Annotated in this window: 12 protein-coding genes; 6 read left to right on the top strand and 6 right to left on the bottom strand. The window is 58.3% G+C overall.

The genetic code is table 11. The features are described from left to right. Positions 1–88 precede the first annotated feature (88 nt). From mtnK to FMN63_RS08840, 4 genes are read left to right on the top strand one after another with little or no spacing between them, the layout of a single operon-like run. Positions 89–1,351, top strand: a complete 1,263-nt coding sequence (gene mtnK, locus FMN63_RS08825) for an S-methyl-5-thioribose kinase (RefSeq protein WP_148583594.1) — start codon at positions 89–91, stop codon at positions 1,349–1,351. Beyond that, the gene (gene mtnA, locus FMN63_RS08830; protein ID WP_148583595.1) at positions 1,348–2,457 is read left to right on the top strand and encodes an S-methyl-5-thioribose-1-phosphate isomerase; all 1,110 of its coding nucleotides are present in this window, start codon (positions 1,348–1,350) and stop codon (positions 2,455–2,457) included. The genes mtnK and mtnA overlap by 4 nt, the downstream gene beginning before the upstream one ends. Beyond that, complete coding sequence (locus tag FMN63_RS08835) at positions 2,454–3,473, top strand: sugar-binding transcriptional regulator (protein WP_148583596.1); 1,020 nt, start codon at positions 2,454–2,456, stop codon at positions 3,471–3,473. Before mtnA ends, FMN63_RS08835 begins: the two co-directional genes overlap by 4 nt. Further along, positions 3,466–4,134, top strand: a complete 669-nt coding sequence (locus tag FMN63_RS08840; protein ID WP_148583597.1) for a class II aldolase/adducin family protein — start codon at positions 3,466–3,468, stop codon at positions 4,132–4,134. Before FMN63_RS08835 ends, FMN63_RS08840 begins: the two co-directional genes overlap by 8 nt. A 13-nt stretch (positions 4,135–4,147) precedes the next feature. On the opposite strand, the gene FMN63_RS08845 is transcribed toward FMN63_RS08840, so the two are convergent. From FMN63_RS08845 to FMN63_RS08860, 4 genes are all read right to left on the bottom strand, one after another. Next, positions 4,148–4,651, bottom strand: coding sequence for a DinB family protein (locus FMN63_RS08845; protein ID WP_148583598.1), 504 nt, complete (start codon positions 4,649–4,651; stop codon positions 4,148–4,150). A 27-nt stretch (positions 4,652–4,678) separates the two neighbouring features. Further along, on the bottom strand, positions 4,679–5,338 hold the full coding sequence (locus FMN63_RS08850; protein ID WP_148583599.1) for a carbonic anhydrase: 660 nt from the start codon (positions 5,336–5,338) through the stop codon (positions 4,679–4,681). Between the two features lie 218 nt (positions 5,339–5,556). Continuing rightward, positions 5,557–5,934, bottom strand: a complete 378-nt coding sequence (locus FMN63_RS08855; RefSeq protein WP_148583600.1) for a hypothetical protein — start codon at positions 5,932–5,934, stop codon at positions 5,557–5,559. A gap of 155 nt (positions 5,935–6,089) precedes the next feature. Then, positions 6,090–8,096, bottom strand: a complete 2,007-nt coding sequence (locus FMN63_RS08860; RefSeq protein WP_502706268.1) for a methylmalonyl-CoA mutase family protein — start codon at positions 8,094–8,096, stop codon at positions 6,090–6,092. Between the two features lie 277 nt (positions 8,097–8,373). On the opposite strand from FMN63_RS08860, the gene ccrA reads away from it, so the two are divergent. Then, complete coding sequence (gene ccrA, locus FMN63_RS08865; protein WP_148583602.1) at positions 8,374–9,669, top strand: crotonyl-CoA carboxylase/reductase; 1,296 nt, start codon at positions 8,374–8,376, stop codon at positions 9,667–9,669. A 208-nt stretch (positions 9,670–9,877) separates the two neighbouring features. On the opposite strand, the gene FMN63_RS08870 is transcribed toward ccrA, so the two are convergent. Then, positions 9,878–12,019, bottom strand: a complete 2,142-nt coding sequence (locus FMN63_RS08870) for a methyl-accepting chemotaxis protein (RefSeq protein WP_148583603.1) — start codon at positions 12,017–12,019, stop codon at positions 9,878–9,880. Positions 12,020–12,081: 62 nt separating this feature from the next. Then, the gene (gene torT, locus FMN63_RS08875) at positions 12,082–13,134 is read right to left on the bottom strand and encodes a TMAO reductase system periplasmic protein TorT (RefSeq protein ID WP_148583604.1); all 1,053 of its coding nucleotides are present in this window, start codon (positions 13,132–13,134) and stop codon (positions 12,082–12,084) included. A gap of 522 nt (positions 13,135–13,656) precedes the next feature. Between torT and FMN63_RS08880 the strand changes: the two genes are divergently transcribed. Beyond that, a complete protein-coding gene (locus tag FMN63_RS08880; protein WP_353619174.1) occupies positions 13,657–14,193 on the top strand; it encodes a CAP domain-containing protein in 537 nt (178 codons plus the stop codon). Positions 14,194–14,238: the final 45 nt, after the last annotated feature.

The following is a 14,238-nucleotide window of genomic DNA, read 5'->3' on the forward strand; positions in this document are numbered from 1 at the left end:
GCACGCTAAATAGGCAGTTGTCAACTGTATTGACTTTTGAATAATCTTGATCATTATCGGGGCCAAATAGGGAGGAACAAGACCCAAGATGAGTACCCCAGACCTCTATCGGCCCCTGACGCCGGAAACCCTCGGCGAGAGACTTTCCGGGATTTCCGCAGTCGCGGACAGGATCGGAGCAGACCCGTCTGACTGGACCGTTCGCGAAGTGGGCGACGGCAACCTGAACCTCGTCTTTATCGTCGATGGGCCGAAGGGCACCGTCATCGTCAAGCAGGCCCTGCCCTACGTTCGTCTGGTCGGCGACAGTTGGCCGCTGCCGCTTTACCGCGCGCTTTACGAGAACCACGCCCTGGTGCGCCAGGCTGCCCGCGATCCAGGCGCGGTGCCGGAGGTCTATTACTTCGACGAAGACCAGGCGCTGATCGTCATGGAATACCTCTCGCCTCACAAGATCCTGCGACGCAAGCTGATCGACGGCGAAAAAGTCGCCGGGCTCGGCACCTTCCTGGGCACCTTCTGTGCCCGCACGGCGTTTCGCGGCTCGGAGCTCTCCATGAAGAGCGCCGACAAGAAGGCTGATGTCAGCCTGTTCGCCGGCAACGTGGAAATCCCTGCGATCACGGAGGCGCTTGTCTTCACCGACCCTTATTACGCGGCAAAGATGAACCACCACACGGAAGGCCTCGACCCCGTGGTGGCAGATCTGCGCGCCAACACGGACCTGAAGGCCAGGGTGCAGCGCCTTTTGATGAAATTCGCCTCCAACTCTGAAACCATGGTGCATGGCGACCTGCACAGCGGCTCCATCATGTCCACGGACAGCGACAGCCGCGTTATTGATCCGGAATTCGTGCAATACGGCCCGCTGGGTTTCGACATCGGCATGCTGACGGCCAACTTCCTGATGGCCTATTTCAGCCAGCCTGCTCACCGCAGCGCGCAGAGCGTTGACGACTTCCAGGACTGGATCCTGTCGGTCATCACCGAAACCTTCTCCACCTTCGAGACCGAGTTCACGCACCTGTGGAACACCGAACGCACCGGCATGCTTTATCCGGCCGCGCTGTTCGAGGATCAGGGGCAGGCGTCCGATTTTGCCTGTGCCGGTCTCCTTGAGGAAATCCGGACCGAAGCCATGGGTTACTGCGGCATCGAGATGCACCGCCGCACCCTGTCGCTCGCCCATAATGCCGATTTCGAGGACATAAAGGACGAGCAACTGAAGCGCCGCCTTGAAACGCGTAACCTGCTCATGGGCGCCGACCTCATCCTGTCGCCTGAGAGTTACGCCTCGGCTGATGCGCTTGTGAAGCTTGCGCGCCAATTCAACAAGAAGGACATCCCATGAAGGTCAACGGCACTCATTACCGCTCGCTCTGGTGGGATGACGACAAGGCTGCCCTGCAGATCATCGATCAGCGCTGGCTGCCGCATGAATTCCGCGTTCAGCAGGTCGACACGCTCCAGGACTTTGCCGAAGCCATCGTGGAAATGCGCGTGCGCGGCGCACCGCTGATCGGCGCTACCGCCGCCTACGGCATGGCGCTCGCCGCGAAGATCGATCCATCCAACGCCCATCTGGACAAGGCCTGGGAATATCTCGACAAGACACGGCCGACAGCCATCAACCTGCGTTGGGCGCTCAACCGTTGCCGCGCGCATCTGCTGCCCCTGCCCGAGGCGGACCGGTCGGAAGCCGCTCTGAAACTGGCGCACGAGATCTCCGACGAAGACGTCGGCATCAACCACAACATCGGCCAGAACGGCCTGGAAATCATCCGCAAGATTGCAGCGGGCAAGAAGGATGGCGAGCCCGTCCGCATTCTGACCCATTGCAACGCCGGCTGGATCGCCACAGTCGACTGGGGCACGGCCACAAGCCCGATGTACCAGGCTTATGATGCCGGCATTCCGATCCATGTCTGGGTGGACGAGACCCGCCCACGCAACCAGGGCGCCCTCACTTCCTGGGAGTTGGGCAGCCACGGCATCCCGCACACTTACATCACCGACAACGCCGGCGGCCATCTGATGCAGCACGGCCTTGTCGACCTTGTCATCGTCGGCACGGACCGCACCACCCGCCGGGGCGACGTCTGCAACAAGATCGGCACCTATCTGAAGGCACTGGCCGCCAAGGCCAACAACGTGCCTTTCTACGTTGCCCTGCCATCCCCCACAATCGACTGGACGGTGGATGACGGCGTTGCCGAAATTCCGATCGAGGAACGCCAGGAGCGTGAAGTCACGCATATCCAGGGCTTGACCGACGACGGCAAGATCGGCGTCGTGCAGGTGACACCGACCGGTACACCGGGCGGCAACCCCGCCTTCGACGTTACGCCGAACCACCTCATCACCGGCCTGATCACCGAACGCGGCGTTTGCGAGGCCAGCACCGAAGGCCTGGCCGCCCTGTTCCCGGATCTCAGCGGGATTGCCAAAAGCGCATGAGCCCGGGCCCGAGCAGCTCCCGACCTTCCGGCACCAAGGCCGCGACACCAGCCGCGGCCAGCAAGGCACGCAGTCAGGACGATGGCATCATTGAGGTGACCTGGTGCTACTATCAGGAAGGCATGAACCAGAACGAGATTGCCGAACGTCTCGGCATCTCGCGGGCAACGGTCGTCAACTATCTGTCCGAAGCGCGAAAGCGCGACTATGTCCGCATCACGCTGGATACGGACATCTTCCGCAATCATGATCTGGCCCGTCGTCTGGTCGACCGCTTCGGTTTGCAGGACGCCATTGTCGTTCCATCCTCTTCCGCCGGCGCCGACCAGTCGCTCGACCGGGTAACCCGCGTGGTGGCCGACTGGCTGCCCGGTCTTCTGCAACCGGGCGACCGGCTTGGCGTTGCCTGGGGCGAAACAGTCTACCGGGTGGCAGAAGCCGCCCCACGGGTGACGGTTCCGGACCTGACCGTGGTTCAGCTTGTCGGCTCGCGCCCCGCAGCCCTCGGCTTTGCCGCGGAAACCTGTTCGGCGACACTTGCCCGCCGTTATGGCGCACACTGCGTCAACCTTCATGTGCCGCTGCTGCTCTCCAACCGGGCGCTGGTCGAAGAATTGAAACAGGAACCGGTCATCCGCATGCAGCTGGATGCGGTAGCCGACTGCAACAAGACCATTTTCGCCTGCGGTACCTGCACGGCGGACAGCCACGTCGTCCATACCGGCCTGCTCGATACCTCCGACATCGACCCTTGCGCGGAACGCGGTGCCATCGGCGTCATCTGCGGTCGCCTGATCGACCAGGACGGCAACGGCCTCAACCGGGAAATCGAGGACCGGATGATCGCCGTGACGCTGGACCAGATGCGCGGCAAGGACATGGGGCTGCTGGTCGGCTCCGGCCCGGACCGTGCCAGACCCATGCTGGCAGCTTTGCGCGGCGGATACGCCACCCACATCGCCACCTGCTCGGAAACGGCGATCGAAATGCTCAATCTGACGGAAAACAATGCTTAAGACGCCTTATCAGGACACACCCGACCTTCGCCAGGCCATCATCGATTCCTGCAAGGAGATGAACAGCCGGGGCATCAACCAGGGCACATCGGGCAATATTTCCGCGCGCGCCGGCGACCGGATGATCATCACACCCTCCGGCGTACCCTACGACCGCATGACGCCGGATATGCTGGCCTCCATTCCGCTGGACAGCGACGGCGCCTTCGAGGGGCCACTGCCGCCTTCAACCGAATGGCAGTTCCACCTCGCCCTGCTCAGGGCAAAGCCGGACATGCACGCGGTCGTCCATGCGCACCCGGTCCACTGCACGGCACTGGCGATCAACCGGATGGAAATTCCCTCGTGCCACTACATGATCGCCCTCTTCGGCGGCGACACGGTTCCGCTGGCAGGTTACGCGCTGTTCGGCAGCGACGAACTTGCACGGGAAGTGACCGGCGCCATGAAAGCCCGGCACGGCTGCCTGATGGCCAATCACGGTGCTGTGGTGGTCGGGGAAACTCTTGAAAAGGGTCTGTGGCGGCTGGAGGAACTGGAAATCCTGGCCAAGGCCTATATCCTCAGCCGCACCATCGGCTCGCCGCACATTCTTTCCAGCTCCGAAATCGATGCGGTGCTGGGTGCAGTGAAGAACTACGGGATGAAGACGGAAGTCTGAACCGGCTTGCCGATCACACCAGATCGGGCATGAACGGCAGATCTGTAACGCCGATGTCGTGCCCGGCCTGCGTGAGCAGCGTCGACACCTGACCGCGATGATGGGTCTGGTGATTGAACATGTGAGTGACGAGCAACCAGCGCGGCCGGGACCGGGTGATACGATCCTGGCCGCTTGTCCATTCCTGATCCTCGGCCAGCCAGTCGATGGTCAGCCAATCGGCAAAATCGGAAATCTGCAGGCACATGTCGAAATGAGCGGCTTTCAGCTCGTCAAAACTCTCGTAGAGATCGACGCCCATGCCCTTGATTTCGTATCTGCGGCCGGTAAACCGGCCCATCCAGGCTCTGTCGGCAAAAAGAATGTGATTGAGCGTCGAATGCACGGACCGGAAAAAGGCTCCCCGGTCTGCCTTGCGGTCTTCATCGCTCATCAGGTCGGCCGCTGCATAGACCTTTTCGGTCATCCAGCCGTTGTATTTCGCCATACGGCGATAAAGCGTCGGATCGACAAGCATGATGTCCCTTTCCTTGCCTTGCCGCGCTTATCCAGCCGCTTCGAGAACACTCGGCGCAGTGGTGGTAAACCTCTGGGTTTCGGGATCCATCACCCGCAGCTCCCCGGAGCCGATGTCGAACCAGGAGCCGTGCAGGTTGAGCGTGCCTTCCTGAACCGCCGCCTCGATGAAGGGGAAGGTCAACAGGTTCTTCAACGACTGCCGGATACCGGCATACTCCATCGCAAGCTGCGGATCGTCTGACTTGTCCACCGGCATGCAGGCCATCGCGATGGCCGCCGGTTCCAGAAGCTTGATCCAGCGGCCGATGAACTTGCCCGTCGCCATCGGTGCATTGGCGTTTTCCCGGAAGGCCATCACACCACCGCAGTGACCATGCCCCATGATGACGATGTGCTTGACCTGAAGTCCGTTGACCGCGAATTCGATTGCCGCGCTGGTGCCGTGCTGCCCTTCCGTGTCCTCGTAGGGAGGCACCAGGTTGGCAACGTTGCGCACCACGAACAGCTCTCCCGGCCCAACGTTGAATATGCCTTCAGGCGTCACCCGGCTATCGCAGCAGGAAATCACCATCACGTCCGGTGTCTGACCATAGATCGCCAGACGTTCATGGGTTTCCCTGTGCCTGACGAACCCCTTGTTGAGGTATCGGCTATAGCCTTCAAGAAGATGTGCGGGAAAAGTCAAACTCAAGTCTCCAGCTCTTGTCACCCGGAACCGGCTGCCTGCGCCAGACAAGGGCAGGTTGTCCAGCCGGAACGGCGGCACCTGACGCAGCATCTGCAACAACGTGCACCGGCGGGCAAACGATAGGATATCTTCCCCGCCAGCGATAGATACGGCTTAGGGTGTGGACCCATAAATAACAAGCCAGGAAACTTCAACCGAAAGGGCGTCCCCGCCCCTCAGGTCGCGACATTCACTTCATGTGGAGGTTCACCGTCATCGTGATCCTCATAAGCATGGCGGATATTGTCTGCCGGCATCCTGTCGACCGGCCCCTGCAACGGATGCACAGGCCCGTGGTCGATGCCCGGCTCCATGACCTGCAGGGCAGCGGCCCTGTAGGCGGCAACGCCATCCAGCACATGATTTACGGTATGATGATCGTCAATAAGAACAGCCGGAGTGTCTTCGGACAGTCCGGTTTCATTTTCGTGGCGCTCTGCGGTGTCACGCTGTTTTCTGCGGTCGTAACCTGTGCCGTCACCGTCACGGTCCGCTGGGTACTCTGTCGCATGCGCCACGACCTGGGCCGCTTGCGGCCTTTCGATCGTCGCCATTCCGGCCTCCTGGCCCTCAGAGAATTACCGCCTTCTGGCGGAACCCCTAGATTGTTTCAACAAAGAGTTAACAAAACTTTACGCTAGGTTAACCTTCTCCACAATCGAGCGCAACGGCGTCTGGTGAGCACAGACGCCTTTGAAACCACGCCTGCTCAAGCTGCCTTTTCCGCCCGATTGCCGACAATCCGTACAACATCGGCCATGATGTCGGTGAGCTGGAAGTCCTTGGGTGTATAGACCGCGGCAACGCCTTGTGCCTTGAGCTGAGCTGCGTCTTCGTCCGGAATGATGCCGCCGACAACCACCGGGATGTCGTCCGCCCCGGCGGCCCGCAGCCGGTCCATCACATCGCGCACCAGCGCCAGATGCGAGCCGGAGAGGATCGAAAGTCCGATCACATGAACGTCTTCTTCCACAGCCGCGTTGACGATCTGCGCCGGGGTCAGACGGATCCCTTCATAGACCACCTCCATGCCGCAGTCGCGCGCCCTGACGGCAATCTGCTCCGCCCCGTTCGAATGCCCGTCGAGACCGGGCTTGCCGACCAGAAACTTCAGCCTGCGGCCAAGTTTCTTGGAAACCGCTTCCACGTTTGAGCGTATGTCGGCCAATGTACCGGCGTTGTCCCGCACAGCCTGACCGACACCGGTTGGCGCGCGGTATTCGCCAAAGACTTCGCGCAGGGTCCGGCCCCACTCGCCCGTCGTCGCACCGGCCTTGGCCGCCGCAATGGAGGGCTCCATGATATTCCGGCCTTCCTGGGCCGACGTCTTCAACTCCGCCAGCGCGGCTTCCACCGCAGCGTGATCGCGCGCGTCGCGCCAGGCCTTGACCTTTTCGACCGCTTCTTCCTCGACATGCTCGGAAACGGTCAGAATGCCGCCGTCTTCACCGGAGGCCAGCGGCGAAGGTTCGCTGTCCGTCCAGCGATTGACGCCAACCACCACCTGCTCGCCGCCCTCGATGCCGGCAAGACGTGCGGAGTTGGATTCCACAAGCTGGCGCTTCATGTAGCTGCTATCGACCGCCGCAACCGCCCCGCCCATGTCATCGATCCGGGCGAGCTCTTCACGGGCTTGCGCCTTCAGCTCCTCCACCTTGCGGGTGATTTCAGCAGACCCGTCGAAGATGTCCGCATATTCCAGAAGGTCGGTCTCATAGGCGACGATCTGCTGCATCCTCAGCGACCATTGCTGGTCGAACGGCCGCGGCAGACCCAGCGCCTCATTCCAGGCGGGAAGCTGCACGGCGCGGGCACGCGCGTTCTTGGACAACACCACCGCCAGCATCTCGATCAGGATACGGTAGACGTTGTTTTCCGGCTGCGGCTCGGTCAGACCGAGGCTGTTCACCTGAACCCCGTAGCGGAACCGCCGGTAGCGCTCGTCTTCGACGCCATAGCGCTCCAGGCAGATCTCGTCCCACAGTTCGGTGAAGGCGCGCATCTTGCACATCTCGGTGATGAACCGCATGCCCGCGTTGACGAAAAAGGAAATACGGCCAACCGCCTTCGGAAAATCCGCCTCGGGAATGGCGCCGCTCGCCTTGATGGAATCCAGAATGGCCACCGCCGTCGCCAGCGCGAACGACAGTTCCTGCACCGGCGTCGCGCCCGCTTCCTGCAAATGGTAGGAGCAGACGTTCATCGGGTTCCACTTGGGCATGTTGGAATAGGTCCAGGCGATGACGTCGGTCGTCAGCTTGAGCGACGGCGCCGGCGGGAACACATAGGTGCCCCGGGACAGATATTCCTTGATGATATCGTTCTGGGTCGTGCCGGACAGAAGGCTGCGGTCAGCGCCCTGCTCGTCGGCAGCGGCAATGTAGAGCGACAGCAGCCAGGGCGCGGTCGCGTTGATCGTCATGGAGGTGTTCATACGTTCCAGCGGAATATCCTGAAACAGGGTGCGCATGTCGCCCAGGTGGGTCACCGGAACCCCGACCTTGCCCACTTCACCGCGTGCCAGGGCATCGTCCGGATCATATCCGGTCTGAGTCGGCAGATCGAAGGCGACGGACAAGCCGGTCTGACCCTTGGCAAGATTACCACGGTAGAGCTTGTTCGATTCAGCCGCCGTCGAGTGGCCCGCATAGGTCCGGAATATCCACGGACGATCTTTCTCCGGACGGCTCTCACCCGATGCACTCATGCCACTCATCCTCCTAAGGCGTTCTGATGCCTGTTTTTTCTTGATTTGGCAGCACCGCGTCCGCCTGTTTCTCCCTAACAGTCAGCAGTGTGCCGGAGTTTACGCGACTGCGAAACCCCAATGTGCAATGCAAAATATGGTTGGCATCAAAACGCAAGTTAAGCAATAGTCGTATAGAACGGTGTTCGTTTTTGAACAATAGTTGCGCAAAATTGGGTATTTGCCCGATTAAGCCTTGTGCAAATGCGAAATTCTGAGGCCAAACAAAAGCCCTGGGAGGGGGAGAATGACAGCAAGCGCGGAAGCCAATGACAACGAAACGCGAGAGGGCGCGCCGGTGAAAGATCTTTATGAAGTCGGAGAGATCCCGCCGCTCGGACACGTTCCCAAGAACATGTATGCCTGGACAATCCGCCGCGAACGCCACGGTCCGCCGGAAGAGGCCATGAAACTGGAAGTCGTGCCGACCTGGGAACTCGACAGCTACGAGGTTCTGGTCCTGGTGATGGCCGCCGGCGTCAACTACAACGGCATCTGGGCAGGTCTCGGCCAGCCGATCAGCCCGTTCGACGGGCATGGCGCCGCCTACCACATTGCCGGATCCGATGCGTCCGGCATCGTCTGGGCTGTCGGCGACAAGGTCAAACGCTGGAAAGTTGGCGACGAAGTCGTGGTCCATTGTAACCAGGACGACGGAGACGACGAGGAATGCAACGGCGGCGACCCGATGTTCTCGACCTCCCAGAGAATCTGGGGCTACGAGACACCCGACGGATCCTTCTCGCAGTTCACCCGCGTTCAGGCCCAGCAGTTGATGCCCCGGCCGAAGCATCTGACCTGGGAAGAAAGCGCCTGCTACACGCTGACGCTCGCGACCGCCTACCGCATGCTTTTCGGCCATCATCCGCATGAACTGAAGCCGGGCCAGAACGTGCTGGTCTGGGGGGCGTCCGGCGGTCTCGGCTCCTACGCCATCCAGTTGATCACCGCAGCGGGCGCCAACGCCATTGGAGTCATCTCCGAGGAAGACAAGCGCCAGTTCGTCATGGAGCTCGGTGCCAAGGGCGTGATCAACCGCAAGGACTTCAACTGCTGGGGCCAGTTGCCCAAGGTCGGCTCGCCGGAATATGCGGAGTGGTTCACAGAAGCCCGCAAATTCGGCAAGGCGATCTGGGACATTACCGGCAAGGGCAACAACGTCGACATCGTCTTCGAACACCCGGGTGAGGCAACCTTCCCGGTCTCCACCCTGGTGTGCAAGAAGGGCGGCATGGTCGTCATTTGCGCCGGCACCTCAGGCTTCAACTGCACGTTCGATGTCCGTTACATGTGGATGCACCAGAAGCGTCTGCAGGGCTCGCACTTCGCCCATCTGAAGCAGGCGTCTGCCGCCAACAAGCTGATGATCGAGCGGCGCATCGACCCCTATATGTCCGAGGTTTTCCCCTGGGACCAGATTCCGAAGGCCCATACCAAGATGTGGAAGAACCAGCACGCTCCGGGCAACATGTCCGTGCTGGTCTGCGCACCGACCACCGGCCTTCGCACCTATGAGGACGTTCTGGAAGCGTCCACCCGCTGATCCGGCTCCGCCGCCTTCAGGTCTCCCCTCCTGGTGGCGGGCTCATCGAGCTCCCTGAAAGGCTGGGGGCAACTGCTCCCTGGCCTCGTACAGCCTGACCAGCCCGTGTCTCACGGGCTGGTCTTTTCCTTTTCGACATCCGGGCGGTGGCAACCCGCCCCGTGAAGGCGTGCCGGCTTCAAGGCCACGTTGTGGCTCGTGACGTGACTTAAGCTGCACGCACCGATTCAAGAAACTTGCTGATATTCTGATTTATCTCATCAGCAGTGGTCGAAACCTCGAGTGAAGCGGACTTCACAAGTTCCGAGGATTGTTTCGTTTCTTCGGCCGACATCGACACATCTTGAATATTTGTGGCAACGATCGACGTACCTTGAGCAGCTTCCTGAACATTCCGCGAAATTTCGTTTGTCGCGGAACTTTGCTGTTCAGCAGAGGAGGCGATTGCAGCAGAATAGTCACGCACCGAATTCATGGTCGCAGAAATCTTCTCGATTGCAGCGACAGCGTTGCTGGTAGAGCCCTGAATCGCGGATATTTGTTCAGCAATTTCACTTGTCGCCTTTGAAGTCTGGTCGGCCAACGCCTTGACTTCCGTGGCAACAACGGCAAATCCCTTGCCAGCTTCGCCTGCACGTGCGGCCTCGATTGTCGCGTTAAGCGCAAGGAGGTTTGTTTGTGCTGCGATGTCGGTAATGATATTTACAACGTCACCGATACGTTCAACGGTGTTGGCCAGCCCGACAATTTCATCACTAGCCGTGCTGACGTCTTGATCGGCCTGCAAGACCACATCACCTGTCGTCTTGATTTGCTGTTGTATTTCATTGATTGACTGCGACAATTCTTCGGCCGCGGCTGCGACTGCCTGAACATTCCGAGCGGCTTCTTCAGACGATCCGAATGCCCCGTTTGATTTTTCCGTCGTCATTTCGGCAACATTTCCAAGCCCATCGGCAGTCTCGCGCAAACTGGTCGCGGTATTTTGCGCTTGCTCCATCAAGTTTGCGACGTTGCTTTCAAAGTCGGAGATGAGATTGGAGATGACATTTTGACGTTGCTGTTCAACCGAGTTCGCTTCCGCCTGCTGATGGCGCAGGTTCTCGGCTTCGATCGCATTGTCTTTGAATACCTGCAAGGCAGAGGCCATCTGGCCGATTTCATCACGACTGACCTTGGGAACAACGGCTTCCAGATCACCTTGCGACAAGGCAAGGGTTGTATGGTTCAGCGCCACCAGCCGCCGAACGACACGTCTTTCAACGTAGAATAAGCCGATCAACGCGGAAAGGACCACCGACGCGATTGACAGCACGATCATCAACATGAAAGCGAACGAAGTCAGTCGTTTCATATCGGATTTGGCTGAGGCGATGTTGTCCTTGGATATCCTGACAGTGTCTAGAACGGATGCTTCAAGTTCCTTGGTGCTTTGTTGCAAATCCGCCTGAAGAGCAGCCATCTCGTCTTTCGTTTCAATACGATTGACATTGATGGAGTGAAAGCTCTCTTCAGTTCCTGTGTCTACCAAGGATTGGATCTCAGACAAGACTGCCAGAGCTTGTTTTTTGCGGTCGGGATCATCAATTTTTTCTGCATTCCGACCCAGAGAGACAAGCAACGCTTCAACTTGTGCTTCAGCCTGCTCTATCTCTTCAAGTGTCTGCGCGTTCTTCACCAGACCAATACTGTGTTCGACGGCGAGGGCGTTCGCCTTGAAGCTTGTCATGGCGTCCGAGTAAAACAGCTGGATATCCAGCAAATCGTCGAGAGTGGCAAAAACAGCGTCAACGTTATCGCTGTCTTCAACGATATCGTACAATGTGGACACTGAATTCGTTACACTGGATTTCGAATTCGCGACAAGCGTCTCAGAAAGATCTATCAGGTCTTTCGCGTGCGCTTTAATTTCTTCTTCGACCAAATCACCATTATTACTAAGCTCTATGCGTGCATTGGTGAGTTCGGTGTACGTTTTCAGCTTTCCGGTCAGAGATTCAATTTCTGACGCCAGCTTGGAATTTGCTTCTTGCTGACCGCCAAGCTCCCCCAACTTGTTCACGGCATCGTTCGCTTTCATCATCGCGCTTTGAAGAGAAGCTTCGATGCCGGAAATTTCTTCAAGGTTTTGCGCCTGATCCAACATGCCGGTCATGTTGGTGAGCAAGATGCCGTTCACGTAGAGGTCTTTTGCCGCCTCCGACGAAGGCATATCGACGTCGAGAACGGATGCCTGTTCCTTGTTCATGGAACTCAATGCAAACATCCCTGTCGCCGATGAAACAAGCACCATTGCGGTGACGACGCCAAATGCTCCCAGCAGGCCGGTTTTTACGGTAAGACCCTTCATGTTAACCCCCAAAGTGTATGGAAAAAGGAGCGTGCGTCACGCTCCTTTGTTTTCGTGTCCGCTCAGTCGACTTTGAAAGTCGGCTTGAAGTCGGAGGGGGCGAGCGATTCTTCGAGCGTGAAAGATTTCACATTCTCTTTGTTGACGTTGAAAATCGCGGGACCAACGTGGTCAGCTTCTACAGAACCTTCAAGAAACCGAACGGCCTGGTCGACCGAAATCATCCCCTGCAGCGCCGCGCTGTCAGTCGGAGCGCTTGAGATCAAGCCCCGGCGAATTCCGCGATAAATGGCTGGGGTGAAGTAATCCGAGACCAGTTTTACTTTGTCTTTCAGGCCCTTTTGCCGCACCACGCTCATCGCAACTTCAATCGCAACCGCGTTTCCGGCGATATAGTCCACATCAGGATGTTCTTCGAGAACGTCTTCAACAAGCTTTTGTTGAATTTCCTTGCCGGTATCGCCGTACTTGACGGCAACCAGGTCAATGGAAGAGTCCTTGACGACTTCCCGGAAGCCCTCATCTGTGAACTTTACCCAGCCTGCGCTTTCCGGCCCAGGCAACCAAGCGACTTTGGGGGAATCCGATCCCTTGGGATAGGTTTCGGAAAAATACCGGCCGGCCGAGCGGCCCATGTCGCGCCAATCGACGGCGGCCATTCCTGAAATTCCATCGGGCAAAATCGCATTTACCGTAGCAAAGACAGGCTTCTTCTTGGAAGCTTCGACGACTGTTGGTGTCATCTGATCGTGCGATACAGTACCCAAGAGTATTGCGTCGTAGTTTCCATCAGCGCAGTCCGCCACTTGCTGCTTTTGCTTTTCGAGATTGGGATATCCCCCTGCCTCGAAAAGATCGACAGCCACGCCAATTTTCTGCGCATGCGCAACAACACCGTAGTTTGTCGCGACCCAATAGGGGTCTTTCAGATGCGGAAAAATGACGCAAAGGTTCCACTTCTTGGAAGCCTTCTCGACAGCTGTATAACTGGCATCTTCTGGCGAGTTCGAGAAATCATACGCGGGTGTCCACTTGTCGACCTCCCAGGTCTGCCCGAATGCGGCGGAGATTGAAAATGCGGCAATTCCAACCGCTAATGAAGTCCCTTTGAGCATGTCCTTTTATCCCTCAGCTGTTCTGAAATCGATTTCTACTTTAAGTAGCTTTAGTATAGGCATAGTCATTTCTGACAATGCGGCGATTTCTACTAGAATATTTCAACATTTTCCTGAAGATGGAGTTAATGACTTTTCCTGAGCGAGTAATGTAAGTTCTATGTATGAAGTAATACATATAGATTCATTTTTTAACGCTTAGGCAGTTTAAGAGCTGCGATTTCGACCAACTCGAAGTCCGGCTAGGGAAAACAGGTTCAGATGGCTAGTGATTTGGCCGCCTGAACCGAACAATGTCGGATGTCGCAAACGCACTGAAACAACTTGGCGATGTCTTCCGGAGAGTTTCCCGTCCCGTCCTCATCGGCTCCCGCTGACCGGCTTGTGCACCGGTTTCAAAGGACACACGCCGCAATTCTGCTCAAGTGTCGTCCCATCACCTTCCCAAGCGGGGCGAATCATGTGCCTCAATGGGGTGTAGACCCATAAATCTCTTTGATTCTGAGCGGGAGCTTCAACAGCGTGGCTGACAATCCGATGGTTCATCGATCCCTGAAACTCGGCCTCGCCGGTGCGCTGCTGCTCTCGGTCGCCGCCTGCATGGGCGACCGCATGCAGACGCCTCCCTTCTACGAGGATCTGGCGCGTGTCGATGGTGTGGTGGATGCGGCAACGGCCGCTCAGATGATCTCGCAGTACCGGATCAACAATGGGCTATCGCCCGTGACTGCCGATCCGCAGCTTACCTCGATAGCCAAATCACAGGCTGACGCCATGGCAGCTGCTGGAAACGTGCAGGCCTCGCTTGCTCCCAATCAGCAACTGGCAACGCGCATGGCGTCCATTGGCGAGCCGAAAACGGCTGCTGCCGAAAACGTCAGCGCCGGCTACAGAACCTTCGCCGAAGCCTTTTCCGGCTGGCGGGAAAGCCCGAAGCACAATCAGGTTCTGCTGACAAAGGACGCCACACGGCTCGGCATAGCGACGGCTTATGCGCCGAATGCCAAGCACAAGGTGTTCTGGTCACTGGTCATGGCCGCGCCGAAACCGGCGCAATAACGCCGACCTCGATAAACGCGGTGTTCGAAACACCGTTGCGGATGA

Origin of the sequence: Stappia sp. BW2 (genome assembly GCF_008107695.1) — a bacterium.
Classification (GTDB): Bacteria; Pseudomonadota; Alphaproteobacteria; order Rhizobiales; family Stappiaceae; genus Roseibium.